This window comes from Amycolatopsis sp. NPDC000009, assembly GCF_055563465.1.
The window spans coordinates 19,326-45,917 of record NZ_JBVHDI010000015.1 but is presented as its reverse complement, the minus strand read 5'-3'; the positions used below and the strand labels follow the sequence as shown (position 1 = coordinate 45,917).

General features: G+C 67.8%; 25 protein-coding genes. 17 read left to right on the top strand and 8 right to left on the bottom strand.

The annotated features are described in order from the left end of the window. Nucleotides 1-9: 9 nt before the first annotated feature. Together ACZ3HL_RS31195 and ACZ3HL_RS31190 are read right to left on the bottom strand one after the other, a co-directional pair. Nucleotides 10-1,647, bottom strand: a complete 1,638-nt coding sequence (locus tag ACZ3HL_RS31195) for a glycosyl hydrolase family 18 protein (protein ID WP_465418367.1) — start codon at nucleotides 1,645-1,647, stop codon at nucleotides 10-12. A 262-nt stretch (nucleotides 1,648-1,909) separates the two neighbouring features. After that, nucleotides 1,910-2,341 (bottom strand): RpiB/LacA/LacB family sugar-phosphate isomerase, encoded by a 432-nt coding sequence (locus ACZ3HL_RS31190; protein ID WP_465418369.1) that lies wholly within the window; start codon nucleotides 2,339-2,341, stop codon nucleotides 1,910-1,912. A gap of 60 nt (nucleotides 2,342-2,401) precedes the next feature. On the opposite strand from ACZ3HL_RS31190, the gene ACZ3HL_RS31185 reads away from it, so the two are divergent. Further along, nucleotides 2,402-3,031 (top strand): TetR/AcrR family transcriptional regulator, encoded by a 630-nt coding sequence (locus ACZ3HL_RS31185; protein ID WP_465535058.1) that lies wholly within the window; start codon nucleotides 2,402-2,404, stop codon nucleotides 3,029-3,031. Here the strand turns inward: ACZ3HL_RS31185 and ACZ3HL_RS31180 are convergent. Beyond that, nucleotides 3,028-3,573, bottom strand: coding sequence for a DM13 domain-containing protein (locus tag ACZ3HL_RS31180; protein WP_465418373.1), 546 nt, complete (start codon nucleotides 3,571-3,573; stop codon nucleotides 3,028-3,030). The genes ACZ3HL_RS31185 and ACZ3HL_RS31180 overlap by 4 nt on opposite strands. A gap of 182 nt (nucleotides 3,574-3,755) precedes the next feature. On the opposite strand from ACZ3HL_RS31180, the gene ACZ3HL_RS31175 reads away from it, so the two are divergent. Further along, nucleotides 3,756-4,610 carry a bile acid:sodium symporter family protein gene (locus tag ACZ3HL_RS31175; RefSeq protein WP_465535057.1) on the top strand — a complete coding sequence of 285 codons (855 nt, stop codon included), beginning with the start codon at nucleotides 3,756-3,758 and terminating at the stop codon, nucleotides 4,608-4,610. Between the two features lie 8 nt (nucleotides 4,611-4,618). Further along, the gene (locus tag ACZ3HL_RS31170; protein WP_465418377.1) at nucleotides 4,619-5,422 is read left to right on the top strand and encodes an alpha/beta fold hydrolase; all 804 of its coding nucleotides are present in this window, start codon (nucleotides 4,619-4,621) and stop codon (nucleotides 5,420-5,422) included. A 46-nt stretch (nucleotides 5,423-5,468) separates the two neighbouring features. On the opposite strand, the gene ACZ3HL_RS31165 is transcribed toward ACZ3HL_RS31170, so the two are convergent. Next, a complete protein-coding gene (locus ACZ3HL_RS31165; RefSeq protein ID WP_465535056.1) occupies nucleotides 5,469-6,806 on the bottom strand; it encodes an aspartate aminotransferase family protein in 1,338 nt (445 codons plus the stop codon). Between the two features lie 86 nt (nucleotides 6,807-6,892). On the opposite strand from ACZ3HL_RS31165, the gene ACZ3HL_RS31160 reads away from it, so the two are divergent. Then, complete coding sequence (locus ACZ3HL_RS31160) at nucleotides 6,893-7,789, top strand: LysR family transcriptional regulator (protein WP_465418382.1); 897 nt, start codon at nucleotides 6,893-6,895, stop codon at nucleotides 7,787-7,789. On the opposite strand, the gene ACZ3HL_RS31155 is transcribed toward ACZ3HL_RS31160, so the two are convergent. Beyond that, nucleotides 7,710-8,936, bottom strand: a complete 1,227-nt coding sequence (locus ACZ3HL_RS31155) for an MFS transporter (RefSeq protein ID WP_465535055.1) — start codon at nucleotides 8,934-8,936, stop codon at nucleotides 7,710-7,712. The two genes, ACZ3HL_RS31160 and ACZ3HL_RS31155, sit on opposite strands and share 80 nt — an antisense overlap. 64 nt (nucleotides 8,937-9,000) lie before the next feature. On the opposite strand from ACZ3HL_RS31155, the gene ACZ3HL_RS31150 reads away from it, so the two are divergent. Together ACZ3HL_RS31150 and ACZ3HL_RS31145 are read left to right on the top strand one after the other, a co-directional pair. Next, complete coding sequence (locus tag ACZ3HL_RS31150; protein WP_465418386.1) at nucleotides 9,001-9,372, top strand: MerR family transcriptional regulator; 372 nt, start codon at nucleotides 9,001-9,003, stop codon at nucleotides 9,370-9,372. An 88-nt stretch (nucleotides 9,373-9,460) separates the two neighbouring features. After that, a complete protein-coding gene (locus ACZ3HL_RS31145; RefSeq protein WP_465418388.1) occupies nucleotides 9,461-10,600 on the top strand; it encodes a Gfo/Idh/MocA family protein in 1,140 nt (379 codons plus the stop codon). Here ACZ3HL_RS31145 and ACZ3HL_RS31140 read toward each other — a convergent pair. After that, nucleotides 10,597-11,340, bottom strand: a complete 744-nt coding sequence (locus tag ACZ3HL_RS31140; protein ID WP_465418391.1) for a GAF and ANTAR domain-containing protein — start codon at nucleotides 11,338-11,340, stop codon at nucleotides 10,597-10,599. The two genes, ACZ3HL_RS31145 and ACZ3HL_RS31140, sit on opposite strands and share 4 nt — an antisense overlap. A 59-nt stretch (nucleotides 11,341-11,399) precedes the next feature. Beyond that, nucleotides 11,400-13,289 carry a GTP-binding protein gene (locus tag ACZ3HL_RS31135; protein WP_465535054.1) on the bottom strand — a complete coding sequence of 630 codons (1,890 nt, stop codon included), beginning with the start codon at nucleotides 13,287-13,289 and terminating at the stop codon, nucleotides 11,400-11,402. A gap of 259 nt (nucleotides 13,290-13,548) precedes the next feature. Here ACZ3HL_RS31135 and ACZ3HL_RS31130 point away from each other — a divergent pair, with 259 nt between their 5' ends. The 5 genes from ACZ3HL_RS31130 (at nucleotide 13,549) to ACZ3HL_RS31110 (ending at nucleotide 19,836) form a co-directional block, all read left to right on the top strand. After that, nucleotides 13,549-17,118: a discoidin domain-containing protein gene (locus ACZ3HL_RS31130; RefSeq protein ID WP_465535053.1), complete on the top strand. Its 3,570-nt coding sequence runs from the start codon at nucleotides 13,549-13,551 to the stop codon at nucleotides 17,116-17,118. A gap of 97 nt (nucleotides 17,119-17,215) precedes the next feature. Then, nucleotides 17,216-17,815: a TetR/AcrR family transcriptional regulator gene (locus ACZ3HL_RS31125; protein ID WP_465418397.1), complete on the top strand. Its 600-nt coding sequence runs from the start codon at nucleotides 17,216-17,218 to the stop codon at nucleotides 17,813-17,815. Continuing rightward, nucleotides 17,805-18,686 carry a crotonase/enoyl-CoA hydratase family protein gene (locus ACZ3HL_RS31120; RefSeq protein ID WP_465535052.1) on the top strand — a complete coding sequence of 294 codons (882 nt, stop codon included), beginning with the start codon at nucleotides 17,805-17,807 and terminating at the stop codon, nucleotides 18,684-18,686. The genes ACZ3HL_RS31125 and ACZ3HL_RS31120 overlap by 11 nt, the downstream gene beginning before the upstream one ends. Then, nucleotides 18,683-19,573 (top strand): AurF N-oxygenase family protein, encoded by an 891-nt coding sequence (locus ACZ3HL_RS31115; protein WP_465535051.1) that lies wholly within the window; start codon nucleotides 18,683-18,685, stop codon nucleotides 19,571-19,573. Before ACZ3HL_RS31120 ends, ACZ3HL_RS31115 begins: the two co-directional genes overlap by 4 nt. A 17-nt stretch (nucleotides 19,574-19,590) precedes the next feature. Further along, nucleotides 19,591-19,836, top strand: a complete 246-nt coding sequence (locus tag ACZ3HL_RS31110) for a hypothetical protein (RefSeq protein WP_465418417.1) — start codon at nucleotides 19,591-19,593, stop codon at nucleotides 19,834-19,836. Here the strand turns inward: ACZ3HL_RS31110 and ACZ3HL_RS31105 are convergent. Further along, nucleotides 19,794-20,192, bottom strand: coding sequence for a hypothetical protein (locus ACZ3HL_RS31105; RefSeq protein WP_465535050.1), 399 nt, complete (start codon nucleotides 20,190-20,192; stop codon nucleotides 19,794-19,796). The genes ACZ3HL_RS31110 and ACZ3HL_RS31105 overlap by 43 nt on opposite strands. 325 nt (nucleotides 20,193-20,517) lie before the next feature. On the opposite strand from ACZ3HL_RS31105, the gene ACZ3HL_RS31100 reads away from it, so the two are divergent. The 6 genes from ACZ3HL_RS31100 (at nucleotide 20,518) to ACZ3HL_RS31075 (ending at nucleotide 26,418) form a co-directional block, all read left to right on the top strand. Then, the gene (locus ACZ3HL_RS31100) at nucleotides 20,518-21,291 is read left to right on the top strand and encodes a hypothetical protein (RefSeq protein ID WP_465535049.1); all 774 of its coding nucleotides are present in this window, start codon (nucleotides 20,518-20,520) and stop codon (nucleotides 21,289-21,291) included. Nucleotides 21,292-21,663: 372 nt separating this feature from the next. Next, nucleotides 21,664-22,737, top strand: coding sequence for a family 43 glycosylhydrolase (locus tag ACZ3HL_RS31095; RefSeq protein WP_465535048.1), 1,074 nt, complete (start codon nucleotides 21,664-21,666; stop codon nucleotides 22,735-22,737). A 653-nt stretch (nucleotides 22,738-23,390) separates the two neighbouring features. Beyond that, complete coding sequence (locus tag ACZ3HL_RS31090; RefSeq protein ID WP_465535047.1) at nucleotides 23,391-23,588, top strand: hypothetical protein; 198 nt, start codon at nucleotides 23,391-23,393, stop codon at nucleotides 23,586-23,588. 32 nt (nucleotides 23,589-23,620) lie between these two features. Further along, nucleotides 23,621-24,163 (top strand): GNAT family N-acetyltransferase, encoded by a 543-nt coding sequence (locus ACZ3HL_RS31085; protein WP_465418425.1) that lies wholly within the window; start codon nucleotides 23,621-23,623, stop codon nucleotides 24,161-24,163. 213 nt (nucleotides 24,164-24,376) lie between these two features. Continuing rightward, a complete protein-coding gene (locus ACZ3HL_RS31080; RefSeq protein WP_465535046.1) occupies nucleotides 24,377-25,138 on the top strand; it encodes a DUF5984 family protein in 762 nt (253 codons plus the stop codon). Between the two features lie 680 nt (nucleotides 25,139-25,818). Beyond that, the gene (locus ACZ3HL_RS31075; RefSeq protein ID WP_465535045.1) at nucleotides 25,819-26,418 is read left to right on the top strand and encodes a hypothetical protein; all 600 of its coding nucleotides are present in this window, start codon (nucleotides 25,819-25,821) and stop codon (nucleotides 26,416-26,418) included. Nucleotides 26,419-26,592: the final 174 nt, after the last annotated feature.

The window sequence follows — 26,592 nt, the reverse complement described above, 5'->3', positions numbered from 1 at the left end:
GTCGACCTCTCAGTTCAGGCCGTTGCGCATGGCCGTGACGAGTTCGCCGTTGGAGGTGTCACCACTGAGCTCCCAGAAGAACGCGCCGCCGAGACCCTGGTTCTTGGTCCAGCCCATCTTTCCGTTGATGGTCGCGGGAGTGTCGTAGCTCCACCAGTTGTTGCCGCACTTCGCGTACGCGGTGCCCGCGATCGTGCCGGTCGACGGGCAGCTGTTCTTGAGGATCTTGTAGTCCTCGATACCCGCCTCGTAGGTGCCCGGTGCCGCGCCGGTCGCGGTGCCGCCCGGGGTGGCCTGGGTGACGCCTGTCCAGCCTCGGCCGTAGAAACCGATACCCAGCAACAGTTTGCTCGCCGGGACACCCTTGGCCTTGAGCTTCTGGATGGCCTCGTCGGAGTTGAAGCCCTGCTGCGGGATGCCGGGGTACGACGTCAGCGGCGAGTGCGGGGCCGTCGGTCCCTGCGCCGCCCAGGCGCCGAAGAAGTCGTACGTCATGACGTTGTACCAGTCGAAGTACGCCGACGCGGGGCCGTAGTCGGCGGCGTCGATCTTGCCGCCGCTGCTGGCGTCCGCGGTGATCGCGGCGGTGACCAGGAACGAGGAGCCGAACTTGGTCCGCAGCGCCTGTGCCACGTTCTTGATGGCGGCGGGGCCGCTGGTGTCACAGGTGAGACCGCAGGCGTTCGGGTACTCCCAGTCGATGTCGATACCGTCGAAGACGTCGGCCCACCGCGGGTCCTTGATCAGCTTGTAGCAGGATTCCGCGAACGCGGCCGGGTTCTTCGACGCCTGGCCGAAGCCGCCGGACCAGGTCCAGCCGCCGAACGACCACAGCACCTTGAGGCCCGGGTACATCTTCTTCAGCTTGCGCAGCTGGTTGAAGTTACCGCGCAGCGAGCCGGCGTCCCACGAGTCCGCGACTCCGTCCACACTGGACGCGGCGTCGTAGAACTTGTCGTAGTCGGCGTAGGTGTCGTCGTTCGCGGTGCAGGAGCCGTTGGTGACGTTGCCGAACGCGTAGTTGATATGCGTCAGCTTGGCCGCGGAACCGGAAGTGTGGATGTTCTTCACGTGGTAGTTGCGGCCGTAGACGCCCCACTGCACGAAGTAGCCGAGGTTCTTCTTCGCGCCCGGGTTCGGGTTCGAGGTCGTGGTGGTCGGCGGGTTGCTCGTGCTGGTCGACGTCGGGGGATTGGACGTCGTGGTGGTCGGGGTGGTCGGCGTCGTGGTCGGGTTACCGCCGCCCGGATCGCAGGAGCCGCCGTTGATCTTGCAGTTGGCGGGCGCGGTGTAGGCGCCGGAGTACTTGACGTTGAAGCCGAAGCTGGTGGAACCGCCGTTGGACAGGTTGCCGTTCCAGGTGTTCTTGACGGTCACGTGCTGGCCGGAGACGGTGTAGCTGCCGTCCCACAGCGAAGCGATCGAGTGCCCCGCCGCGAGATCGAACTCCACCGTCCAGGTGGACAGGCTCGATCCCGAGTTGTTCGTGATCGTGTACTTGCCTTCCCAGCCGGAGCCCCAGTCCGACCCCTTGGTCAGGGTGGCTCCGACCCCGCCCGCCGCGTTCGCCGGCACGGTCACCAGACCGACCGCCAGCGCCGCCACGGCCGTGAACAGGCCGACCAGATGCCATCTTTTTCTCGACATTTCACTCCTTACAACCCGGTGCAGGGAAATGATCTTGGAGATGATTTCGTCAAAGGGAAATCGGCGACATCGCGTTGCCGCGGCCGGAGCCGGGCAGGCGGGGATGCGTCTTCATCGACCACCTCCATGCGGAAACGCTTTGTTGCGGGAGACGGTACGTGGTCTGGACCAATATGGGAAGCGTCACTACGTAGAGTGGTGATTTTCCTGCGAACGGCCTAATACGTTCGACAGCGTTAACCGTTCACTGGTTCGGTGCCGGTCACCGGCGGAATTCGTCCATTTCGCCGAGCCGGGCGATATTCGCGGATTCGTCGGGGTCGGGCAGGACGCCGGAAAGGAACACGTCGGTGATTTCGACGGCCACGTCGGGGGCCAGCCGCTTGAGGCTCATCGCCAGCACATTGGCGTCGTTCCACTTACGCGCGCCCGCGGCGATCCAGGTGTCCCAGGCCAGCGCCGCGCGAACGCCGGGGACCTTGTTGGCCGCGATGGCCGTCCCCGTCCCGGTCCAGCACATCACCACACCGAAATCGGCCTCGCCCGCCACGACCGCCCGGCCCACCGCCGCGCCGAGCTCCGGCCAGACATCCGACGCCGCGGGGCGGAGCACCTCGTGGCCCGCCTCGGCGAGATACGCCTGGACGGCGTCCGTGGTGGCGTTCCGGTCGTCGGCGGCGAAGGCGATCCTCATGTCCGGATCGTAACGCCGCGTCGACAGGTGACGAACCGGAAGTCATGGGAGGATCGCGCCGTGGACTCGTCTGCGGAGGAGCACCAGGTCCAGCGTGACCAGGAGATCGCACGGACCCGGATTCTCGACACCGCCGCCCGGCTGATCGGCGAGGCAGGTTTCGCCCGGCTCAAGATCGGCATGATCTGCGCCAGGACCGGCTATCCCAGCGGCGTCGTCTACCAGTTGTTCGGCTCGAAGGAGACGCTGGTGCAGCGGCTCGTCGAGTTCGCCGCGGAGAAGTTCGCCGACGCCTTCAGCGCCGCCGTCGCCACCCGGACCGGCGGGCTGACCCCGAGCCCGATGGACATGCTGCGCGCCCTGCTGGACATCTTCTTCGAGCTGCTCACCGACATGCCGCCGCTGAACCGGGCGTTCGTGGTGCTCTGGACGGACGCGACCGTCGGCGATCCGGCGGTGCGGACGGCGATGACCGAGGCCGATCGCCGGTACCGGTTCGCCATCGCGCAGACCGTCGCCGCCGGACTCGCGGACGGCTCCATCACCGGCGTCCGCGACCCCGACGCGTACGCGGCGGCGCTGGTGGGGCAGTTGCGCGGGATCGCCGTGGCCTCGATCATCGATCCCGGCGGAATCGACCTGCGTGCCGTCCGCGCGGAGATGGAGTACGCGGTGGACCGCCTCGTCTAAACCTTGGTAAGCGCGGCCGCGCCGAAGGACACGTTGAACCGGTCGCACCAGATCGACACGCTCGAATAGCGCGCCAGATCGGTGCCGGCGGGCAGTGGGTAGTTCTGGCTTCCCTTGTTGCCCTTGAGTTTCCCGGCGCTCACGTACGCGCCGTCGTCGAACACGAACCAGCCGTCCTTGCCGGGGATGACCGGCGCGTCGGTGAGCCAGACACGGAGGTCCGGGCCGTTGCTCGTGTCGAGATTCTCCAGGCGCAGCACCAGGGATCCGTCGGCCGCGCGCAGGATCCGGACGTCACCGGTGGTCGCGTGCTCGTGGCTGATCAAGGCGCCGGTGGCCACGACCGAGGGCTCTTTCGGGGCGGGCGTGGCACTTTCCGACGGCTGGGCCGTCGGTTGAACCGAGGGCTGGGCGACGACGGGTGCGGCCTCCTGGACCGTTTCGTTCACCCAGAGCTTCCACGGCTGGAACCAGTAGAGGCCCGCGGCCACCGCCACCACCAGACCGGCCGCCACCACGGCGAGTACCCGCTTGCGTTTCATGGGGGACATTCAACCGCGTGAACCGTCCGGATCGCCCGGTTCGGCCGGTTACCGAACCCTTACGGCGCCGATCGGGCGGGGTCACGGCTGGGTGTCGGTGCCTTGACCCCGGTCACGCCGCTTGACACGATTGCCGATCTGAAAAGGGCATATCGGACGGAGGCCCCTCGATGGGTTCGGCGATGTTTTCCATCCTCCTGCCGGTAGCGCTGGCACTGGTCATGTTCGGGCTGGGCCTGACCCTGACCGTCGGCGACTTCACGCGGGTACTGAAGTACCCGAAGGCCGCCGTCATCGCGCTCGTGTGCCAGATGATCGTGCTGCCGGTGATCTGCGTCGGCCTCATCCTGTCGTTCGGCCTCGAAGGTGTCCTCGCGGTCGGCATGATGCTGCTCGTCGCCTCGCCCGGCGGGACTTCGGCGAACCTCTTCAGCCACCTCGCCGGCGGTGACGTCGCCCTCAACGTCACGCTCACGGCGATCAACTCGGTACTCGCCGTGTTCACCCTGCCGCTGGTGGTCGGCCTGTCGATGGCCCATTTCCTCGACGGCGGCGCCTCGGTCGGGCTCCAGCCCGCGAAGTTCGTGCAGGTGTTCGCGATCGTGCTGATCCCGGTCGTGATCGGGATGGCGGTGCGGCACCGGTTCACCGGCTGGGCCGAGCGGATGCGCAAACCGGTCAAGATCGGCTCGGCCGTGGTGCTCGTGCTGGTGATCGCGGCGGCGATCGCGCAGGAGTTCCGGACCCTGGTGGACAACATCTGGACGCTCGGACCGGTGGCGCTGGCGCTTTCCGTGCTCAGCCTGGCGATCGGGTACTACGTGCCGCGGTTGTTCCGGGTGAGCCGCGGGCAGTCGATCGCGTCCGCCATGGAGATCGGCGTCCACAACGCCACACTCGCGATCGCGGTGGCGTATTCGGTGCTCGGCGACAAGGCGATGGCCGTACCCGCCGGGGTCTACGGCGTGCTCATGTTCTTCCCCGCCGGGATCGCGGCCTTCCTGTTGTCCCGCAGCAGGGAGAGCGCGCGGGTCTAAGCTGGGGCGTGTTTCGTTCCCCCATCGGCGAGATCCTCGACGTGAACGGTGTCGCCGTCCACGTGCGGCAGGACGGTGCCGGGCCGCCGTTGCTGTTGCTGCACGGGTATTGCGGGTCGGTCCACTGGTTCGACCGGCTCACGCTCGGCCTTGCCGCGACGCATCACGTGATCCGGGTGGATCTGCTGGGTCACGGGTGCACCGGTGGTTCTTCGGGTTTCGACGCGGCGTCGCAGGCGCGCATGGTGGCCGCCGTCCTCGATTCGCTGGGCGTCGAGGACGTCCTGGTCGCCGGTCACTCCTTCGGTGCGGACGTCGCCTTGGCGCTGGCCGCGATCTCACCGCGAGCCGGCTCCGTGGTCCTGATCGGACAGGCGCCGGACTACAGCTACGCGTCCTTTCCGCCGGGCAGTTCGGTGCTGCTGCCGATGGTCAGCGCCCTGGTGCGGCAGGTCGCCGACCGGAGGTGGGTCCGGTTCGCTTCCCGGTTCCGCCGAGCCGGCTGGTTCGGCGATCCCTTGCAGGACTTGGCCGATCACGCCGTCACCGCGCCCGCGATGGCCCGGGTGGTGCTCGTGGAACGGGCGCGGCTGCTCGCGTTTCGTCCTCTCGATGCGCAAGTGGCGGCCCTGTCGCTGCCGTGCCTGGTGATTCTCGGGCGCCGGGACCGCTTTTACGACTGTGACAAGACTTTCGCGCGGTACTCCGCGGTCGGGGCTCGCGTGGAGGTCGTCGAGGACGCCGGACACTCGCCGTTCTTGGAGCGGCCGGGCGAGGTCGCTCGGTTGCTTCGCGAGTTCAGCGCCTCGTGAGTGGTAAGGACGGTTCTAACCGTCCTTACCACTCACGAGACTCGCCTCAAGCCCAGCGCGCGCTGACGTCCCCGATCGCCTTGTCCAGGGTGCTCAGCCCCTCCGCCAGTTCGTCTTCGGTGGCCGTCAACGGGGGAGCGATCCGGAAGACCCCGCCCATCCCCGGCAATTGCACGATGTTCATGTGCAGCCCCAGTTCGAGGCACCGCCGCGTGACCAGCGCGCCCAGTTCGTCGGAGCTGCGTTTCGTGGCCCGGTCCACGACGAGTTCCACCCCGACCAGCAGGCCCCGCCCGCGGATGTCGCCGATGACGGGATGACGGGCGGCCATGTCGTCGAGGCCCCGGCGGAGGAAGGCACCCAGTTCGGTGGCGCGTTCGTCGAGCCGGTCGCGGGTGAGAACGTCGAGCACGGTGTTCCCGACGGCCGCCACCAGCGGGTCCGCGACGTGCGTGGTGAAGAACAGGTAGCCGCGGTCGTGCGCCTCCTGCTCGATTTCCGCGCTGGTGATCACCGCCGCCAGCGGGAGGCCCGCGCCCAGCGTCTTGGACAGCGTGAGGATGTCGGGAACGACGCCGTCGCGTTCGAACGCGTACCAGTTTCCCGTGCGGCACAAGCCGGTCTGTGCCTCGTCGAGGATCAGCAGCATCCCGCGTTCGCGGCACTTCTCCTGAAGGGCGGCGAAGTAACCCGCCGGCGGCTCGATGATCCCGCCCGAGCTGAGGACCGGCTCGACGATGCACGCCGCGAGGCTGCCGACGGACTGCGCGTCGATCATCTCGAACCCGAAGTCCAGCTGCCACTTCCAGTCCAGTTCCCCATCGGGGGTGAGGAAGTCCGGCCGATAGGAATTCGGCGCGGGAATGGCGAAGTTGCCGGGCGCGGTCGGCCCGTATCCCTTGCGGCCCGCACTGTAGGTCGCGTTCGCCGCCGCTTGCGTCATCCCGTGCCACGACCGGGCGAACGACACGATCTCGTGTTTCCCGGTGACGAGTTTCGCCATCCGGATCGCGGCCTCGTTCGACTCCGCCCCCGTGGTCAGCAGCAGCGCCTTTTCCAGCGGTGACGGCAGAGTCCCGGCCAGCCGTCGCGCGAGGTCGACGACGGGGCGGCTCAGCATCCCGCTGAACAAATGGTCCAGCGAGCCGATCTGCCGTCGCACGGTCTCGACGATCTCGGGATGCGAATGCCCGAGGATCGCGCTCATCTGTCCCGAAGTGAAGTCGAGGATCCGTCGCCCGGATTCGGTGAACAGGTAGCTCCCGGCGGCGTGGTCGATGATCTCGCGGGTGAAATCGCCGGCCCCGGCGTAGCGCACGAGGTGCCGGTCGGCGTCGGCCCAGAAACGGCCGTCGGTGGACAGGTCGGTGATCGGAGCAGCCATGTCTCGACGGTAGGACCTCGCCGAGCGACACGTCCATCTCACGATTCCGGCTGTGCTGTTCGGCCGATCCGTACAACAATGGCGCCATGCTCAATCCCTGGAGGCTCAGCCTGCTGAGCAGGCTGGACACGCTCGGCACCGTCCGCGCGGTCGCGAAAGCGGCCAACCTGAGCGCGTCGAGCGTGTCCCAGCAGCTCGCGGTCCTCGAGGCCGAGACGCGTACGCGGCTGCTGGAGCGCACCGGCCGCCGCGTCCGGCTGACCCCGGCCGGGCGGATGCTGGCCCGCCGCGCGAGGGAGATCCTCGACCACATGGACACCGTCGAGGCCGAGTTGCGCGGCCTCGGCGAGGGCCCGGCGGGCCTGGTCCGCCTCGGCGCCTTCCAGAGTTCGATCCACACCATCGCCGTCCCCGCGGTGAACCGGCTGGCGCGCTCGCATCCGCGCCTGCAGATCGAACTCCTCGAACTCGAACCGCATGTGAGCATGCCCGCACTCCGGGTCGGTGACGCCGACGTCATCATCACGACCACGGACTTCGTCGAGCAGCCGCTGGGCCCCGACATCGACCTGGTGCCGCTCGCGACCGACCCGATCGTGCTCGTCGTCCCGCCCGCCCATCCGGCCGCGGGCCGCGGCCCCGCCGACCTCGCCGCCTACGCGAGCGAGCCCTGGGCGTTCGACGTCCCCCAGTCGTACATGGCCAATCTCGCCACCCGGCTCTGCCGCGAAGCCGGTTTCGAGCCGCGCGTGATCGCCCGGTTCAGCAACTACATGATGACCCTGCAGCACGTCGAGGCCGGGCTTTCGATCGCGCTCCTGCCCGGCCTCGCCGTCGACAAGCGATACCGCGTCGCCACCCGCGAGCTCGCGACGCCGGTCGACCGCTCCATCACCGCGGCGATCAGGCGCGGGTCCGCGCCTCGCGCCGCTGTCGACCTGGTTCTCGAGGCGATCCGGAGTCATCCGGAACTGCCGCTGTGAACCCGTGCCGCCGCGCCACCAGCACCACGGCCAGCGCCGGCACGAGCAACACCAGGACACTCCAGGGGAACGACTCGGCGCCGAAGCCGTCGAGGAGGACGCCACCGGCGATCCCGCCGCCCGCCATCGCCGCGTTCCACAGGGTGACCAGCATGGCCTGCGCGATGTCCGCCGCGCCGCCCTTGTCGCCCGCCTGCGCGGCGGCGGTCTGCAGCAGCGTCGGGATCCCGCCCCAGCCGAGCCCCCACAGGGTCACCGCGACATAGACCAGCGGTGGATTTTCGCCCAGCAGGGCCAAAATCGTCGCGCCGAGCGCCACGAGAAGGGTGCCAGCCACGGTCAGCGCCCGCAGCCGCCGGTCGATGTGGACGCCGACGAACCAGATGCTGACCATCGAAGCCAGGCCGAACACCAGCAGGATCCGGTCGACCGAGCCGCCCATCGAGACGTGTTCGAGGAAGGTGGCGATGTAGGTGTAGAGGATGTTGTGCGCCAGCACGAACGTCAGCGTCACGAACAGGACCGCGGTCACGCCGGGCACGGCGAGGGTCCTGCGCACCGGGAGCCTGCCGCCCTTCTCCTGCCCGGGGAAGTCGGGGACGGCCAGCGCGATCCAGCCGAGCAGGCCGAGCGCGAGCGCCGACATGAGCGAGAACGTCACCTGCCAGCCGACGAGGCCGCCGAGGAAGGTGCCGGCGGGGACGCCGAGCGAGAGCGCGAGCGGGATACCGGTCATCACGACGGCGATCGCCTTGCCCCGCACCGGTTCCGGCGCCAGCCGCCGGGCGTAACCGGCCAGCAGCGCCCAGACCACGCCCGCCGCGATCCCGGCGACGAATCGCGCGCCGAGGGTCAGCGGGTAATTCGTGGACAGCGCCGTGACCGTGTTGGCGACGGCGAACCCGGCCACTCCGGTCAGGAGCAGGCGTTTGCGGCGCCAGCCGGCGGTCGCGGCGGACAGGGGGATCGCGGTCAGCGCGGTGCCGATCGCGTACACGGTCACCAGTTGCCCGGTCGCCGCTTCGCTGACGCCGAGCCCGGCGCTCATCGCGGGCAGCACCCCCGCGGGCAGGGCTTCGGTGAGGACGGTGACGAACGCCGCCGTGGTCAGCGCGAGCAGGGCGCCGAGTGGGAGTTTCGCGGTCATGCTCCGTATGCTCGAACCATCACATAGATGTGAAGGTCAAGTCGGCCGGGGTGAGGTGGCGCACATGCGGATCGGGGAGTTGTCGGAGCGGACGGGTACGTCGCGCCGTCTGCTGCGGTACTACGAGGAGCAGGGTCTCATCGTCTCGGAGCGGCTGCCCAACGGCTACCGTGACTACGCGGAGCCGTCGGTCGACCGGGTCATCCAGGTCCGCGGCCTGCTCGACGCCGGGCTGCCGACCAGGATCATCAAGCAGATCCTGCCGTGCCTGGACAAACCCCGGCAGATCTACTTCCCGGACGCGACCGCGGAGATGCTCGAAACCCTGGAAGCCGAACGCGACCGGATGACCCGGCGCGCCGAATGCCTGCTCCGCAACCGGGACGCCATCACCGAGTACCTCGACGCGGTCCGCGCCTACGACCCGGCTTCCTGAGCCGGAGGGACTTTCCTCGCAACGGTCTTGACAGGGTGAGAAAGCGCTTTCAGGATGTGCTCAGGAAAGCGCTTTCAAAGGAGAACGGATGACCACGCGGAAACTCGGCGTCGTGCTGAACGGCGTCACCGGGCGGATGGGCTATCGGCAGCACCTGGTGCGCTCGGTCCTGGCGATCAGGGAGGCCGGCGGGGTCGAGCTGGCCGACGGTTCGCGGGTCCAGCTGGAACCGGTCCTGGTGGGGCGCAACGCGGACAAGCTCGAAGAGATCGCCACCCGGCACGGCCTGACCCGCTGGACCACCGACCTGGACGCCGCGCTCGGCGACGACGACCTCCCGCTGTACTTCGACGCGCAGCTGACCGCGGTCCGCGAGAAGTCGATCGTCCGTGCCATCGACGCCGGCAAGCACATCTACACCGAGAAGCCGGTGGCCGAGTCGGTCGAAGGCGCGCTCGCCCTGGCGCGGCACGCCGAGGCGGCCGGGGTCAAGAACGGCGTCGTCCACGACAAGCTGTACCTGCCCGGCCTGCTCAAGCTCAAGCGCCTGATGGACAGCGGCTTCTTCGGGCAGGTGCTTTCGGTCCGCGGCGAGTTCGGCTACTGGGTCTTCGAGGGCGACTGGCAGGCGGCGCAGCGGCCCAGCTGGAACTACCGCGCCGAAGACGGCGGCGGCATCGTCGTCGACATGTTCTGCCACTGGAACTACGTGCTGGAGAACCTCTTCGGTGCGGTCGACGCCGTGACCGCGAAGGCCGTCACGCACATCCCGGAGCGCGTCGACGAGAAGGGCGACCGGTACGCCGCGACGGCCGACGACTCCGCGTACGCGATCTTCGAGCTCGAAGGCGGCGTCATCGCCCAGCTCAACTCGTCCTGGTGCGTCCGGGTCCACCGCGACGAGCTGGTCGAGTTCCAGGTCGACGGCACCAAGGGCAGCGCGGTCGCGGGCCTGCACAAATGCGTCATCCAGCCGAGGGAGGCCACGCCGAAGCCGGTGTGGAACCCGGACCTGGCCGAGACGCGATCGTACCGCTCGCAGTGGCAGGAAGTGCCGGACAACGAGGACTTCGGCAACGGTTTCCGCGCCCAGTGGGAACAGTTCGTCCGCCACGTCGTGGAGGACGCGCCGCACCCCTACGACTTCATGGCGGGGGTGCGCGGCATCCGGCTCGCGGAAGCCGGCCTGGAGTCCTCGCGCGAGGGCCGCCGGGTCTCGCTGGCCTAACGGCCGAAAACCGCTCCCGGGTCTTCCGCGATCAGCACCGAGATCTCCCGGATCTTGCGGTTCGTGTGCTGTGACGCCTCGGTGAGCCAGCGGAAGGCTTCCTCGGCGTTCAGCTCCAGACGCGCCATCACGATTCCCTTCGCGGTGGCGATGGCGTCCCTGGTCTCCAACGCGGCGACCAGGGTCTCCGCCTGTCGTTCGGCGGCGGCCCAGCGGGACGCGGTCAGGATGATCGCCGAGATCGCCGAGGTGAACATCGCGACCAGGGCCGCCTCCACCGGGTCGAAGGCGTTCTCCTCGAAGCTCCAGACGTTGAGCGCGCCGGACAGCGGCTCGGTTTCGCGTCGCCTGAAGTGGGACTCGTCCGGGACGAACAACGGGCAGGCCAGCGCGGTCCGCACGCCGAGCAGCTCGGCGGTGGTGGTGAAGTCCGGCCAGCGGGCGGCCGCGTCGGCGTCCAGCCGGGTCCGGACGATCGTCCCGCTCTCGGCGGCCTTCAGGCAGGGGCCTTCGTCCGCGCTGTACTGCGCCTTGTCCAGGGGAAGCAGGGACTCGTCGGTGGCGGCGACGGTACTCGGTTCGCCGTCGGAGTACAGCGTCACCGTGGCCGCGTCCGCGCCGGGCAGCAGCCCGACCACCTTCTTCGCCACCCGTTCCAGCAACTCGTCGCGGGGCTCGTCGAGCCGCATCGACTCGGTAAGCTCCCGCAACGCCGAAGCGGTGTCGCGAAACTGATCCATCGTGGCCCTTTCCCTCGGACGGCGGATTTCGCCGACCCTCAAGAACGTACTCGTTCCGGCTAGCCAGGCATTGGCCGATTCGGGCTAACCCGGGGCCGATGGCCCGCCGGCCCGGTGGTCATCAGGCCTTCGCCGCGGGTGAGCCCGGGCAGCTGCTGCTCGAACCGGGCGACCTCGCCCAGCGGGAGCACGCCCGTCAGCTCGGCCCGGTCGCCGCGCACCACCGAACCGGTGACGATCCCGCCGCAATCGACCAGCTTGGCGAGCGTCGAGGTCACCGAGCCCGCCGGAAGTTCGACCTCGACCCGGCCGACCGGTTCGAGCACCTCGGTCCCTGCTGCGCGCAACGCTTCTTCCAGCACGAACGGGGTGACTTTGCGGAAGTCGCCCGCCGCGCTGACCGGGCTGAAGTAACCGGTATGGGTGACGGTCACCACGCAGTCGATCACCTCCCGGCCGGACGGACCGCGCCGCAGCGTCGCCTCGACGGTCTCCTCGATCGCCTTGTGGAACGCGAGCGGAAGGGAACCGAGTTCGACGTCGAGGCCGAAGGCCAGGCCGGATCCGGGGTCGCCGGGGCCGACCCGGAGCCCGAGCGTCGCGAAGTACGGATTCCGCTTCTCGGTGATGAGCCACACCGAATGTCCCGTGCCGAGCGGCCGTTCGACGAGGACCGGCCGGGTGAGGCTGAAGCCGACGTCGAGGCCGTGCTGCGTGGCGAGTGTCTCCGCGATGATCTCCTTCTGGACTTCGCCGTAGAGCCGCACGGAGATCCGGCGGGTCTCGTCGTCCTGCCGGACGGTGATCAGCGGATCCTGTTCCGCCAGCTCCTGCAGGGCGGCGAACACCGGCGCCGTCTCGGCGGGTACGGCCGGGCTGACCACGGTCTCCAAGGCGGGCGGCGGAAACTGCGTGGAGGCATCCTCGTCTTCGGGGACGCCGACGACGTCGCCGATCCGGATCTCCTTGAGCCCGGTGACCTTGGCGATCTGCCCGGCCCGCGCGCGGGCCTCGACGGTTTCGTCGCCGAGTTCGAAAACGCGCACCGCGCTCACCTTCGCCTCGACCGTCCCGCCCGGGCGTTGGAACCGGACGTGGTCCCGCGCGCCGATTTCGCCGGAGAACACCCGGAGGTAGGCGACCTTCTCGTGCGCGCGGCCGCGTTCGATCTTGAACACCGCGGCGCGCAACCGGCCGTCGGGTACGGATTTCCCCGCTCCCGCAAGGAATTCGCGGATACCCGATGTCAGCTCGGCGATCCCCTCGCCGCTACGCGCGGAGCCGGAGAAGACCGGGGAGACGACGCCGAGCCGAGTCTGGCGGACGACTTCGGCCCGGTAGTCCTCGGCCGTCACGTTGTCTTCGAGATACGCGGTGAGGAAGGCGTCGCTGTGTTCGGCCAGTCGTTCGGCCAGCCCGGGTGACGGTGCGACCGGGCGCGGCCGGACCTTCGCGGCCGCCGTGCCGAGACCGTCGACTTCCGACATCGGCACGCAGGCGACGCCGAGGCGTTCGGCGAGGCCGGCCAGGAGGTCGGCGTGGCGGGCGCCCGCGCGGTCGATCTTGTTGACGAAGATCAGCACGGGGATCCGCAGCCGCTTGAGCGCGCGCATGAGCACCCGGGTCTGTGCCTGCACGCCCTCGACGGCGGACACGACGAGGACGACGCCGTCGAGCACCCGCAGCGCGCGTTCGACCTCGGCGATGAAGTCCGGGTGGCCCGGGGTGTCGATCAGGTTGACGCGCAGGTCGCCGACGCGGAAGGCCACGACGGCCGAGCGGATCGTGATCCCGCGACGGCGTTCCAGCTCCATCGTGTCGGTGCGGGTGTCGCCGTCGTCGACGCGCCCGAGGGTGCCGATGGCGCCGGTGTGATGGAGCAGGCGCTCCGTCAGGCTCGTCTTACCGGCGTCGACATGGGCGAGGATTCCGAGGTTCAGGTACTCCATGGATGAACGGCTCCAGGGCTGTCGAAAGGTCCATACGGCTGGGGGACTCGACAGCTCGGCGCACGCCGTTCTCCTTCTTTCCGGGAAAGCACCTGGTCGGGCCGGACGTTAGCAGCGTGTTTCCGGCCGGTCACGCGATTTAGGCCGGGCCGTTGACTTGCGGCGGCCCATGAGCTGTAATTCTCGAACAATTCAGCGCAAGAACATGACAAGAGTCAGGAAGATTCCGCTCAGTCCCCTCCCGGAACAGAGGAATGTCATGAGAACGAGGCGCCTTCTGACGTACGCCGCCCTGTCCCTTCTGCTGGCCCCACCCGCCATAGCCGCGTCCGATCCCCCAACGGCGGCCGCGGCCACTCCTGCCGCTGCCGAAGCGGCCGACGCGACGTACACCGCCAGCAGCCAGCTGCCCGGGTACGCCGTTTCGAACGTCGGGGACGGCAACCAGGCCACCTACTGGGAAAGCACGAACAACCAGTTCCCGCAGTGGATCCAGGCCGACCTCGGCGCGGCCACGAACATCGCCCGGCTCGTGCTCAAACTGCCTTCGGGCTGGGAAGCCCGCACTCAGACCTTCTCGGTGCAGGGCAGCGCGAACGGCACGAGCTTCAGCGACCTCGTGCCGTCGGCCGGTCACCGGTTCGACCCGGCGACGGGCAATACCGTCACCCTCGACGTCACGGGGAACACCCGGTTCGTGCGGCTGAACATCACCGCCAACACCGGCTGGCCCGCCGCCCAGCTGTCGGAGTTCGAGGTGCGCGGTCCCGCGGGCGGGGACACGCAGCCGCCGTCCGCGCCGGGGAACCTCGCCTACACGGAGCCGTCGAGCGGCAAGATCCGGCTCACCTGGTCGGCGTCGACGGACAACACCGGAGTCACGGGCTACGACGTGTACGCCAACGGGCAGTTGCGTGGCAGCGTCGCCGGTGACGTCCTGACGTACACCGACGACCAGCCGGAAAGCGCGACCGTCGCGTATTCGGTGCGGGCCCGCGACGCGGCGGGCAACCAGTCGCCGAACAGCGTCAGCGTGACGAGGACAGGTACGCGGGCAGGGACGAATCTCGCGCTGGGCAAGCCGATCACGGCCTCTTCGGTCCAGCACGGTTACGTGGCGGCCAACGCCAACGACGACTCCGTGACCACCTATTGGGAGGGCGCGGCGTACCCGAACCAGCTCACCGTCTCACTCGGGTCGAACGCCGACCTCGACCGGATCGTGGTCAAGCTCAACCCGGACCCCGTGTGGGCCCAGCGGACGCAGACCATCGCCGTCGAGGGACGTGACCAGGGCGCGACCGCGTTCACCACGGTCGTGCCCGCGCAGACGTACACCTTCACTCCCGCGAGCGGCAACGCCGTCACGATCCCGGCCGGTGGCCGCGCCGCCGACGTCCGTCTGCGGATCACCGCCAACTCCGGTGCCCCCGGCGGGCAGGCCGCGGAGTTCCAGGTCTTCGGTGTTCCCGCGCCGAACCCCGACCTGACGGTCTCGGGGGTGTCCTGGTCGCCGCAAAACCCCGTGGAGACCGACGCGATCACCGTGTCGGCGACCGTTCGCAACGCCGGGACGGCGGCTTCGGGTGCGACGAACGTGAACCTCTACCTGGGCACGGCGAAGGTCGGCACGGCACAGGTCGGCGCACTCGCGGCCGGAGCGTCGGAGACGGTGTCGGCGGACATCGGCGCCAGGGAGACGGGCAGCCACCAGCTCACCGCGAAGGTCGACGAGGCCAACGCCGTCGTCGAGCAGGACGAGGGCAACAACTCCTACACCGGCTCGACGGCCCTCGTCGTCAGCCCGGTGGCCAGCTCCGACCTCGTCGTGGCCACCGCCTGGTCGCCGAACAACCCGACGGCGGGTGACACCGTCACCTTCTCCGCCACGGTGCGCAACCAAGGCACCGTCGCTTCGGCGGGCGGGGCGCACGGCGTCACGGTGACGATCACCGATCAGAACGGCGCCGTCGTCAAGACCCTCACCGGCTCGTACACCGGCGCGATCGCCGCCGGGGCCACCGCGCCGCCGGTGAACGCCGGCACCTGGACGGCCGGGAACGGCCGGTACACGGTCAAGACCGTCGTCGCGAACGACGCCAACGAGTTGCCCGCGAAGCAGGCCAACAACACGAGCACGCAAGCGTTGTTCGTCGGCCGGGGCGCGAACATGCCCTACGACATGTACGAGGCCGAGGACGGTGTGGTCGCCGGTGGCGCGTCCGTGATCGGCCCGAACCGGAAGATCGGCGATCTCGCGGGCGAGGCATCGGGCCGCAAGGCCGTGACCCTGAATTCGACCGGTTCCTCGGTCGAGTTCACCACCCGCGCGGCCACGAACACCCTGGTGACCCGGTTCTCGATGCCGGACGCCGCGGGTGGCGGCGGGCAGAACTCGACACTGAACGTCTACGTCGACGGCACGTTCCTGAAGGCCATCGACCTGACGTCCCGCCACGCGTGGCTCTACGGTCCCGAAGCCTCTCCGCAGAACTCCCCGGGCGCCGGTCCCCCTCGTCACATCTACGACGAGGCCAGCATGCAGCTCGGCACGACCGTGCCCGCCGGGCACAAGATCAAGCTGCAGAAGGACGTTGGCAACGGCTTGAACTACGCGATCGACTTCGTGAACTTCGAGCTGGCCACCGCGGCCGCGAACCCCGACCCGGCGCGCTACGCCGTCCCGGCCGGGTTCACGCAGCAGGACGTGCAGGCCGCGCTGGACAAGGTCCGCCAGGACCCGAACCTCACCGGTGTCTTCCTGCCGCCGGGGCAGTATCCGATGACGAGCAAGGTCACCGTGTACGGCAAGCCGATCACGGTGCTCGGCGCCGGACCGTGGTTCACGAGGTTCACCGCGCCGACCGGGCAGGAGAACACCGACATCGGTTTCGACGCGCAGGCGAGCGCGAGCGGTTCGACGTTCGGCGGGTTCGCCGTGTTCGGGAACTACACGTCCCGGATCGACGGCCCCGGCAAGGTCTTCAACTTCACGAACGTCACGAACATGACGATCGACAACATCTGGGTGGAGCACCAGATGTGCCTGCTGTGGGCGACCAATGTGGACAATACGACGGTGAAGAACTCGCGGATCCGCGACATGTTCGCCGACGGGCTCAACTTCACCAACGGCAGCACGGGGAACCGGGTCACCAACAACGAGGCCCGCTCGACCGGTGACGACAGTTTCGCGCTGTTCGCCGCCACGGACCTCAACGCGGGCAACCAGTACGACAACGTGTTCGAGAACCTGACCGTGCTGCTTCCGTGGCGCGCGGCCGGACTCGCGGTGTACGGCGGGTACGGCAACACCTTCCGGAACCTCTACATCGCGGACACGCTGACGTACTCCGGGATCACGATCAGTTCGCTCGACTTCGGTTATCCGTTCCTCGGGTTCGGCCCGCAGCCGACGACCGTCCAGAACGTCTCGCTGGTCCGCGCCGGTGGTCATTTCTGGGGGCAGCAGACGTTCCCCGCGATCTGGATGTTCTCCGCCTCCAAGGAGTTCCGGGGTATCCGGGTGTCCGATGTGGACATCCAGAGCCCGACATACAGCGGCATCATGTTCCAGACCAAGTACACCGGGAACCGTCCGGAGAACCCGGTCGAGGACACGGTGCTGACGAACGTGTCGATCACCGGCGCGCACCGCAGCGGTGACGAGTTCGACGCGAAGTCGGGGATCGGGATCTGGGTCAACGAACTGCCGGAACCGGGCCAGGGCCCGGCCGTCGGCTCGGCGACGTTCACCGGGCTCACCTTGAGCGACAACGCCGAGGGCATCCGGAACACGACGAGCACGTTCACCATCAACCGCAACTGAGTGCCCCTCGTGAGTGGCAAGGACGGTTCTAACCGTCCTTGCCACTCACGAGGCCCAGGCGTTGCTGAAGTACGGAATCCGTGCTTCACTCCTTGGCATGCCGTACCGCCGGACCCCGAAGACGCAGGCCAGGCTCGACTCGCAGCGAGGCGAGATCCTGGCCGCGGCCATCGCGCTGCTGGCCGAGACCGGTTACGCGGGCTGCTCCATGGCCGCGGTCGCCGCACAGGCGGGCGTGGGCACCGGCAGCGTGTACCGGCAGTTCCCGTCCAAGGCCGACCTCGTCGTCGAGGTCTTCCGCGAGGTGGTCTCCCGGGAGGTCGACGCCGTCGAGGCCGCCGCGTCCCGGGGCGACGTCCGCGAGCGGGTGGTCGCCGTCATCGAGACCTTCGCCGGGCGGGCCTTGAAGGCGCCGAGGCTGGCGTACGCGTTGCTGGCCGAACCGGTCGACGCCGTGGTGGAGGCCGAGCGCCTGGTCTTCCGTCGCGCGTTCCGCGAGGTCATCGCCAGGAACATCGCCGACGGCGTGACGAGAGGACTGCTGCCTCCGCAGGACGCGGAAGCGACCGCCGCGGCGCTGGTCGGCGCGGGCGCGGAAATGCTGGTCGGTCCCTTGGCAGGCGAAAGCGGACCGGACACGATCCCGCAGCTGGTCACGTTCACCCTTCGCGCGTTGGGAGGTTCCGATGGAGTTTGAGACGCTCACGTACCGCGTCGAAGACCGGAAGGCCTACCTCACTTTGAACCGCCCCGAGCGGCTCAACGCGATCAACGACGTCATGCCGCGTGAGATCCGCCAAGCCGTGGAGCTGGCGAACGAGGACGACGCGGTCCGGGTGATCGTGGTGCGCGGCGAAGGCCGGTCGTTCTGCGCCGGATACGACCTCAAACAGTTCGCCGAGGACGACGCCGAAGGCCGCTGGAACCAGGGCCCGGTCTGGGATCCGGTCAAGGACTACCGGGTGATGAAACGCAACACCGACGACTTCTTCAGCCTGTGGCGATCGCTGAAACCCACCCTCTGCCAGGTGCAGGGCCACGCGATCGCCGGCGGCAGCGACATCGCGCTGTCGTGCGACGTGCTGATCATGGCGACCGACGCGCGCATCGGCTATCCGCCCGCACGGGTGTGGGGCTGCCCGACGACCGCGATGTGGGTCTACCGCGCCGGCGCCCAACGGGCCAAGCGGATGCTGCTCACCGGCGACACCATCGACGGCGCCACCGCGGCGGAATGGGGACTCGCGCTCGAGGCCGTCGAACCCGGACGGCTCGAAGCGGCCGTCGAGGAACTGGCCGACCGGATGGCGGGCGTGCCGACGAACCAGCTGGTGATGCAGAAGCTGATGATCAACCAGGCCTACGACAACATGGGCCTTTCCGGCACCCAGACGCTCGCGACGCTCTTCGACGGCATCACCCGGCACACCCCGGAAGGCCGCTGGTTCCGCGAGTTCGCCGAACGCGATGGTTTCCACGAGGCGGTGGCCTACCGCGATTCCGGGCAGGTCATCCCCGACGGCGGCGGACCGCTGCCCGAGCACGAGGATCCGAGGAGGTCGTCATGACCGCGAACACCGAGAGCGAACGTGTCGCCGAGCGCCTGCAGCGCTCCTCCGCGCGGCTGTCCTACGACCCGGACGTCGATGTCGACTGGCTGGCACCGCTGGTCGACGGGGCGTACGGCAAGGCGCCGGAGCGATGTTCCCTGTATGGCACGGAACTGTGGGAACGTCTCGACGAAGACCGGCGCGCCGAGCTGAGCCGTCAGGAGGCGGCGGCCGCGGCGGCGTCGGGTATCTGGTTCGAGCTGATCCTCATGCAGGGCCTTGTGCGTCACGTCTACAACAGCGACCCGACGACGCACAACGCCCAGTACGCGCTCACCGAGATCGCCGACGAATGCCGTCACAGCACCATGTTCGCGCGCTCGATCGAGAAGAGCGGCGGTGTCGTCCGGCGCCCGAGCCGCTCGGCGCACCGCGCGGGCAAGGTGTTCGGCGCGATCTGCGGCCCGGCGCTGCTGTTCGCCGGCGCCATCTACGTCGAGGAACTCGCCGACGGCATGCAACGCGAGATGATGCGCGACGACAGCCTGCAGCCGATGATCCGGATGATCTCGCGTATCCACGTCATCGAAGAGGCACGGCACATCAGCTTCGCCAAGGACGAACTGGGCAGGGCCTGGGCGCGCCACGGCCGAGTCGGCCGTGAACTGATCCGCTGGGCGATCGCCGGGATGGCCTACGTGGCGACGTCGGAGTTGTTGCACCCCAAGGCATACACCTCCGTCGGCCTCGACCCCCGCGAAGCCCGCCAGGCCGCCGCCGCGAACCCGCACTGGCGCCGGACCAAGGCGGCGTGGGCGGCCAAGGCCGTCGAACACTTCACCGAGATCGGCCTCATCGGCGGCCTGAGCCGCCGGCTCTGGCGCCGCGCCGGCGTCCTCGACTGAACGAAGGAAGGCACACCATGTCCAAACTCCTCGGCCTCGGCATCGCCGCGACGGGCCTCGCCCACTTCGCCGCTCCGGCCGCTTTCGAACCCGTCACGAAGATGGCCTTCGCCGACGACATCCGCAACTGGACCTACCGCAACGGCGCCACCGAACTCGCCATCGGCCTGGCGATCGCGGCAGGCCCCACGCGGAAGGCCGGGTTCGCGGGGCTGGCCGTCTACGCCGGCTGGCTGGGCAAGCGGGTCCTCACCCGCCGGTGACCTGGACCCCGGCTCCCTCCCGCGGTGCCTTGTCCAGGGTGAATTCCGGCGGTGCCGATGAGCAGCCACGCGAGGCCGAGGCAGGTGGCGGTGACGCTGAGCCGGGTGAGGAGGTAGCCGAACCAGGGGTGTCTGGTCCCGGCGCGCCGCCGGCGGATCGCGTAGGCGACGACACAGATGTTGACCAGCGCGAAGCCGAGGAACGCGCCGAAGTTGATGAAAGAGGTGGCTTCGGCCAGCGACAGATTGGTGACGAGCAGGCCAACGGCCGCGATGAGTTCCGCCATGGCGAAGCCCGCGGAGGACTCGTCCTCGAACGCGCTGCCCGGGTGGACCCATTGCAGCAATAAGGACACGACCAGCGCGCCACCGACGGCGAGGGTGTTTCCTCGCTGAGCGTCGTGACCGCGTCGAACCAGGAACGAGTAGGCCGCGATCGCCGAGCCGGTCGTTGCCGGGTTCCAGAAGGCGTGCGCGGTCGGTCCGTGCGACGACGAGACTGGAGGTGGCCAGAGTCATCAGGAACTTGTTGACGCGGTCGGCGATCGTGAGTCCCGAGATGTCGACGGCGGTGGTGAGCACGGTGCCGACGACCAGCCAGGCCCTACGTCGAGCGCGGTAGTCCGCGAGGCCGCTTCGTGCCGGATGTCCGTTCCACCGTCCGTGGGCAGGCTGGCTCCCATGACGGAAAACAGAGTTCGGCCCGCGATGTGGGCCACGATCGGCGGCCAGGCGATAGCCGCGTCGGGCACGATTCTGCAGTGGGCCGCGGCGCCCGAACCGGTGAAGGTCCTGCCCGCGGGTCTCGGGTACATCGTCGGCGCACTGGCCATTCTGTGGCTGGATCGCCGGGCGATGTGGTCACCCCTGGCCGCGATCGGGCTGACCGCGTGGATCTTTCTGGGCACCGGCGAGATGCTCGGCAGGCAACTCGCCTCCTCGAACACCCTGCTGGCGGTGGGAAACTGGGTGATGGTCGCCGGTTTGGCGATTTCGGCGACGGCCGGGCTCGCGGCGCTGGTGGCGAACTGGAACGCCGCGGCGGGACCTCGGACGCCGCCTTTGAGCAAGCGCAACCCGCACCGGCTTCGGGTGATCGTCGCCGTGCTCTCCCTGGTGATCGCGGAGGCAGGCATCGGCGGACCACAGGATTTCGACCTGACCGCTCCTGGGCCTGCCCTCTTCCTGGTCCTGCCGATTCTGGTGACTCTCGTCCCCGGCCGTTCGATGCTTCTGCTGAGCGCCGTCATGTCCGCGGTCTTCCTCGAGGCTTTGTTCAGCTACAACCTCCTCGCCACCCGCCTGACGGCACCGGACGACGCGACGACGTTCACCTATGCCGCCCTTCAGCTGGTGGGCCTGACCGTGACGATCGGCGCCGGGATCCGGGTGGTCGCGGTCAGGGAATCCACATCGCTGCCGGCGGCCGGGAAGGAAAACCCGGTTTCGTCCTGATACCGGCGCCGTCCACGTCGTTTCGCGGAACACCGTCGCCACGCGGAGACTCGCCGCCCGAAGCCACAAAGGATGGTGAGCGTGCCTATCGGTGCTCCCCGCGCAGCGCCGCCGTAGGTCGAACGGCACCGCCGGATAGGCCGTACGGATGTATCGACCGGCAGTTTCCGCGCTTTCCGTCGCGTCGGCGACCGGGGTCACATAGTTTTCCGACTGGCGTACTTGTCCGTCCACAAGTAACCGGGAAGGCCGGCTGGTCACCCCGGCGAATCATGCTCGGCATCGCAGCGGCAGGGCTTGCCGCGTCGACCGTGGCCGGCCAGGTGCTCCTCGTGACAGACCCTACTCTCCTTGCCTAGTGAGGGATTCAGCATGCGCAAGTGGACGACCAGATTACTCGTGGCGGGCGTGCTCGCGACGACCGTCGCGGCCACCGCCGTGGCGGGCAACACGGCCGGCGCGGCCGACGGTGTCTCGACCGCGGCCGCCGAGTCGACGTTCCCGCTCGCCGACCCGGACACCGTCCAGGCGAAGGACGGCACGTACGTCACTTACGGCACCACGGTCGGCGCCGGTGTCGGCGCCCGGTGCGGCGTGACCGGCAAACTGTTCGTGCCGGTGCTCTCGCACGGCTCCGGCAACACCGTCGGCGTGGGCACCTGCGCGTCGGCCGACGCACTGCCCAACGGGCCGGGCAGCTGGGCGGAGGGCAACGTCTGGGCGCCCGGCGTCGTCCGCTTCGGCGACACCTACTTCATGTACTACACCGCGTCCAAGCGGGGCAGTGGCCAGAAATGCCTCGGCCGCGCCGTCTCGGGCAGCGCGCGGGGACCGTTCACCAACCCCGTCGAGTGGGCGTGCCCGGGCAGCGGCCGCTGGGCCATCGACGCGAACCCGTTCGTCTCGGGTAGCTCCATGTATGTCGCCTACCGGGACGACGCGATCACCTCTTACCCGGAGACCGGTATCTCGGTCGTGCGCACCCATTCCAACGGTATGGCGGACTGGGACACCCGCCGGGACGCGTTGAAGAGCACCGACATCGGCTGGGAGACCATCCGGATGAGCGGCGGCACGCACGTGATCGAGAACCCGTCGATGTTCAAGTCCGCCGACGGTTACTGGTACCTGGCCTACTCCGGCAACAACTGGGACAGCGCACGGTATGCGACCGGAATCGCCAGGTGCGGCACCGGTCCGATCCCGTCGACGCGTTGTACACCACGGCAGAACGGGCGCGAGCGGCCTTACTTCGGCTACACCGGTACCGGGGGCCTCAACCCCTATCGCGGCCTGCCCGGCAACCACCCCGGCCCTGGCGGGATGGACTTCTTCAAGGCGGCCAACGGCCAGTACCACGCGGTCTACCACTGGTGGAACGGCAGCCGCCGGTTCCCGATCGTGGCTGTGGTCCTCCGCAACGACGGCGGCTTCTACCTCAATTAAGGAACCCTGACGTCTCGTCCGGGCTTGTATTGAAGCGGCTTGTCGTGAACGGTGCGTTCATCACGCTCACCTCCATGAACGCACCGTTCACCCACGCCGGCCAAGGGCCGCTCCGGACGGGAGCCTGTACTTCTCGATCACCGTGCCCGTGGGCACTACGCCACGGTCCTGCCCGAGATCGCACTCGCAGCGTCCGGAGCCCCCGCCCGACAGTTCGGGCTCGTCAGGGCGGATCAGACCACAGTGGACAGTAAGGAAGTGGAAGAAACGCGTCCATGTAACATAAAGCCTCACGTCATCGAAATCGAAAACGTGGGGCTTGACTGTACGCCAGCAGGGACTCGAACCCAGACCCCGCTGGTTAAGAGAGCGGCACCTGGGCGTGTCGGATGGTGTCGTGTGATGTCGAACAAGACCTTTTCGTCTGGTCACAGCACATCGGCAGTGTCGGGGTGTGTCGCCTGGTCCAGCAGCTTTGGCTGCCTGTTTTGACGGGTGTGGACGATGACGGTGGGGGATCGCCGCGATCCGGTTGCGTCGGCTGTGAGCACGATGGTGGGGACCGTGGTCGGCCTGACATTCCTCTTCTGCTTCGGCAAGGTGGTCGCCCTTGCCCTCCGGCTTGGGTCGCGCCTGCGGTTGACCTGACAGTCGTGGCGTTGCTCGTGGCCATCCGCCGCCTCTCGGCGCATGGAGCAGCTTCTGAGGTGCAGCGCTCGGCGCGACGGCTCCTTGTTCTCGTGAGTGCGGCGACGCTGGCGCTCCTCTATCAGGAGCGTCGCCACATTCAGCACCTGGGGCCGACAAACCCCAGCCTGTCGCAACAAGGTTGGGAAGTGCTCACTGCCTGACGGATGATGTTCCGCGCGCGATACTGGCCTTCATGACACCAGCGAACCGCCCAGACGAAGTCCACTTGAGGGCGTTCACCGAGGCCGACCTCGCCTTTCTCGACCGCCTCTGCACGGATCCCGATGCGCTCGGCGAGTTCGACTGGCCCGGATTCGGTGATCCGAGGGCACGCCGCAAGCGATGGGAGATCGACGGGTATATCTCCGCCGAGTCCGCGGCGGTCGCGATCGCGCGGGCCGACGACACGGTTATCGGCATCGTCTCCTGGAAACCCCGCGGCTTCCCCTCGGGTGTCACCTACGAGATCGGCGTGGGGGTGCTACCCGAGCATCGTGGACAGGGGGTGGGCACGATGGCGCAGAGGCTGCTCGTGGACTACCTGTTCGGCCGCACGACCGCGAACAGAATCGAAGCCCTCACCAATGGCGGTAACCTCGGCGAGCAGAAAGCCCTCGAACGCCTGGGGTTCCGCCGGGAAGGGGTCATGCAGGGCAGGTCCTTCCAACACGGCGAGTATGTCGACGTACTCGTCTACGGTCTGCTCCGCTCAGAGCATCGTCCCGGAACGCCATGAGCACTCCTGTTCAGGTGAGGTTGGAAAAGGCTCACGATCACCCTTCTCCAGCAGTCGGCCGAGTGAGGGTATGCCTGCCAGTTGGTCGACGGAGCCCGCTGAACCTACGCGCTGGGTCCTCCATACGCGGCTCCGTATCCGCTCATCGGGCATGAGGAGACGTCAGCGCCAAATGACTCGACAGCAGTTCAAGGTGGTGAGCACGCTGTTCCGGTGATCCGTTTCCACTTCCGGCTGAGGCAGGCGGCCGAGGTCGAGCCCTGTGGTGATCGCCATCCGCACTGGTTCGCTTTGACCGACGGCTGGTACTGGATCGACGTGGGTGGACACAAGCTGTTCCACCACCCGTCGAACACCGTCGCGGGCCGGCCTGCTCCAGTCGACTACTACATCGCCCGGCTGTGGGAGGACCTTCTGGAAATGCTGCCGTCTGTGCTGGAACCCGTGCCCGCAGACCTCGCCGACCGCATGACCCGTGACCAGGACGCCTGGTGCGAGGAAGTTGTCGAGGACGCGGAGGCAGCTCTCGACTGGTACAGCAGCCACTTCATGTACACCAGTTACCTCGCCGCCTCACCACGCATCGTGTGGTGGCGGTCGATCTCCAGCCGGGACACGATCACCGTCGGCTGGCGGCACACCGCCGAACACGGGCTTGCCTGCACTGTGCCAAGGCAAGGGCAGGCAAGCGTCCCCACCGAGCTGTTCCTGCGCGCCGTGGAGGAGTTCGACCGAGAACTGATCGATGCGATAGACCAGCGCATCACCGAGATCGAGGCCCACGGTCTGGATCCAGACACCCGACTCGACCTCGAACAGCTCCGCCACGAACACCAGCAGCGTTCACGATCCCTGGCCGCCACACTGCAGCACGTACCCGCGACGGACTGGGCAGCAGTTCGCGAAGGTGTCACGCGCATCTTCTCGCCGCGAACTCCGAAGCCACCGCCGGTTGCCACAGACCCGGGTCATTGACCGCACCGTCGTAGCCGCCCAGCCGCAGACTTTGCGCACCGATCGTCTGTGAAATCCGCTCCGTTCGGAGTGCGGAGCGTCGATGCCGATCGCATGCCTGGCACTCATGCCACCGGCGGGGCGAGCCGCAGTGCGATCGAGGGACTCCATCCAGTGTCCCTGGCTCTACAGTGCGTTCGTCGCCGAGGCGGACGCGAAGGTCATCCTGGAATCCAACTGTCGTCCCGGGCTCCGATGCGACCACAATGGACAGTGAGGAAGTGGAAGGATTGCATCCATATAGCACAAAACCCCACGTCACCTAGGTCGACAACGTGGGGTATGGATGTGCGCCATCAGGGACTTGAACGCCGAACCCGCTGGTTAAGAGTCGGAACCTTGGCGTGCCGGACGGTGTCGAGGAGTGTCGAACAAGCCCTTTTCATCTGGCGTGAGGCATCCGCTGTGCCGGGGTGTGTCACCTGGTGCCTGACTGTTTCAGACCTCTTGGGCGCGCGGATGCCGAGTTCTGTCGTTCGATCGATGCCTCTTTGCGGAGTGCTAAGAGCAGGGCACCGAGGTCGGTCGGCGGTGGGTCTGATGCTGTTGCTCGGTCGGTGATCACTCGCACGGTGAAGGGGCCGAATCTCATGTACGCTAAGGACGGGCTGGGCGAAGACTGATGGCTAGGATGGCAGACAGTGTTTGATCGAAATGACTATCTGAGCATCAGGAATCGCAGTTCGGAAGTTTTCCATCTAGAAGGCAGGTTTCCTGAGCAAGTTTTCAAGATCGGAGACGGTTGTTCAGTTTTTTGTGAATTTGATGCGGTTCTTGCATCGGAATTTTGGCCTGCGCTGAGCGTTATGGCCCAGTGGCACGGTGACGAACATGTCGGCTTTCTGGTGCTTGAACCCGGCAGCGATGATTTCTACGTGCCGGAGTACCGAATGCATCCAGCGATCTCACTGCCGGTCACGGCGAGTGAGAATGACTACTGGGCCGCTATTGGTTTCGAGCCGGATGGCGACATCATGGGGTCCATCGCGATTTCTGCGAACGTCATCGCGGTAACCGGGCGGTCTGGAAAATGGGGATGCTGGGGCGAAAGAGATGCCGAGGTAGCAGTATTTAAAGGTTTTCCGAACGAGGCCATGCGGAATGAGTGGGTTGATCTGTTCGGCCCCTTCCTGGAGGTTTCGGACGCCTTGAGGTCGTATTTTCCGCAGGTGTTCGCAAATGGGATCGTCCCGAATGGGTATGCGGCGACCTTGACCGCCAACTACGGTTCTACAGGGTGACTGACCGGCAAGCCGGAAAAATCGATCGTCCGGGACGAAACGCCTGGTCGAGATCAATTCGCCGATGGTGCGCCGATCGTGGCCCCCGAAGGCCACTCCTGCTGGCGTCCTGAGTAGAGCAAATGGTGCAGATGAAAGAGTTCGCGCCGGTTTTGAGTCTCCAGCCCGCCTCCG

Bases quoted from the DNA above. Each gene is read 5' to 3' on its own strand.
- ACZ3HL_RS31130 (WP_465535053.1), top strand. From the start codon at position 13,549: ATGAGAACGAGGCGCCTTCTGACGTACGCCGCCCTGTCCCTTCTGCTG.
- ACZ3HL_RS31175 (WP_465535057.1), top strand. From the start codon at position 3,756: ATGTTTTCCATCCTCCTGCCGGTAGCGCTGGCACTGGTCATGTTCGGG.
- ACZ3HL_RS31160 (WP_465418382.1), top strand. From the start codon at position 6,893: ATGCTCAATCCCTGGAGGCTCAGCCTGCTGAGCAGGCTGGACACGCTC.
- ACZ3HL_RS31180 (WP_465418373.1), bottom strand. From the start codon at position 3,573: ATGAAACGCAAGCGGGTACTCGCCGTGGTGGCGGCCGGTCTGGTGGTG.
- ACZ3HL_RS31155 (WP_465535055.1), bottom strand. From the start codon at position 8,936: ATGACCGCGAAACTCCCACTCGGCGCCCTGCTCGCGCTGACCACGGCG.
- ACZ3HL_RS31100 (WP_465535049.1), top strand. From the start codon at position 20,518: ATGACGGAAAACAGAGTTCGGCCCGCGATGTGGGCCACGATCGGCGGC.
- ACZ3HL_RS31115 (WP_465535051.1), top strand. From the start codon at position 18,683: ATGACCGCGAACACCGAGAGCGAACGTGTCGCCGAGCGCCTGCAGCGC.
- ACZ3HL_RS31195 (WP_465418367.1), bottom strand. From the start codon at position 1,647: ATGTCGAGAAAAAGATGGCATCTGGTCGGCCTGTTCACGGCCGTGGCG.
- ACZ3HL_RS31140 (WP_465418391.1), bottom strand. From the start codon at position 11,340: ATGGATCAGTTTCGCGACACCGCTTCGGCGTTGCGGGAGCTTACCGAG.
- ACZ3HL_RS31120 (WP_465535052.1), top strand. From the start codon at position 17,805: ATGGAGTTTGAGACGCTCACGTACCGCGTCGAAGACCGGAAGGCCTAC.
- ACZ3HL_RS31145 (WP_465418388.1), top strand. From the start codon at position 9,461: ATGACCACGCGGAAACTCGGCGTCGTGCTGAACGGCGTCACCGGGCGG.
- ACZ3HL_RS31125 (WP_465418397.1), top strand. From the start codon at position 17,216: ATGCCGTACCGCCGGACCCCGAAGACGCAGGCCAGGCTCGACTCGCAG.
- ACZ3HL_RS31085 (WP_465418425.1), top strand. From the start codon at position 23,621: ATGACACCAGCGAACCGCCCAGACGAAGTCCACTTGAGGGCGTTCACC.
- ACZ3HL_RS31150 (WP_465418386.1), top strand. From the start codon at position 9,001: ATGCGGATCGGGGAGTTGTCGGAGCGGACGGGTACGTCGCGCCGTCTG.
- ACZ3HL_RS31190 (WP_465418369.1), bottom strand. From the start codon at position 2,341: ATGAGGATCGCCTTCGCCGCCGACGACCGGAACGCCACCACGGACGCC.
- ACZ3HL_RS31095 (WP_465535048.1), top strand. From the start codon at position 21,664: ATGCGCAAGTGGACGACCAGATTACTCGTGGCGGGCGTGCTCGCGACG.
- ACZ3HL_RS31135 (WP_465535054.1), bottom strand. From the start codon at position 13,289: ATGGAGTACCTGAACCTCGGAATCCTCGCCCATGTCGACGCCGGTAAG.
- ACZ3HL_RS31110 (WP_465418417.1), top strand. From the start codon at position 19,591: ATGTCCAAACTCCTCGGCCTCGGCATCGCCGCGACGGGCCTCGCCCAC.
- ACZ3HL_RS31165 (WP_465535056.1), bottom strand. From the start codon at position 6,806: ATGGCTGCTCCGATCACCGACCTGTCCACCGACGGCCGTTTCTGGGCC.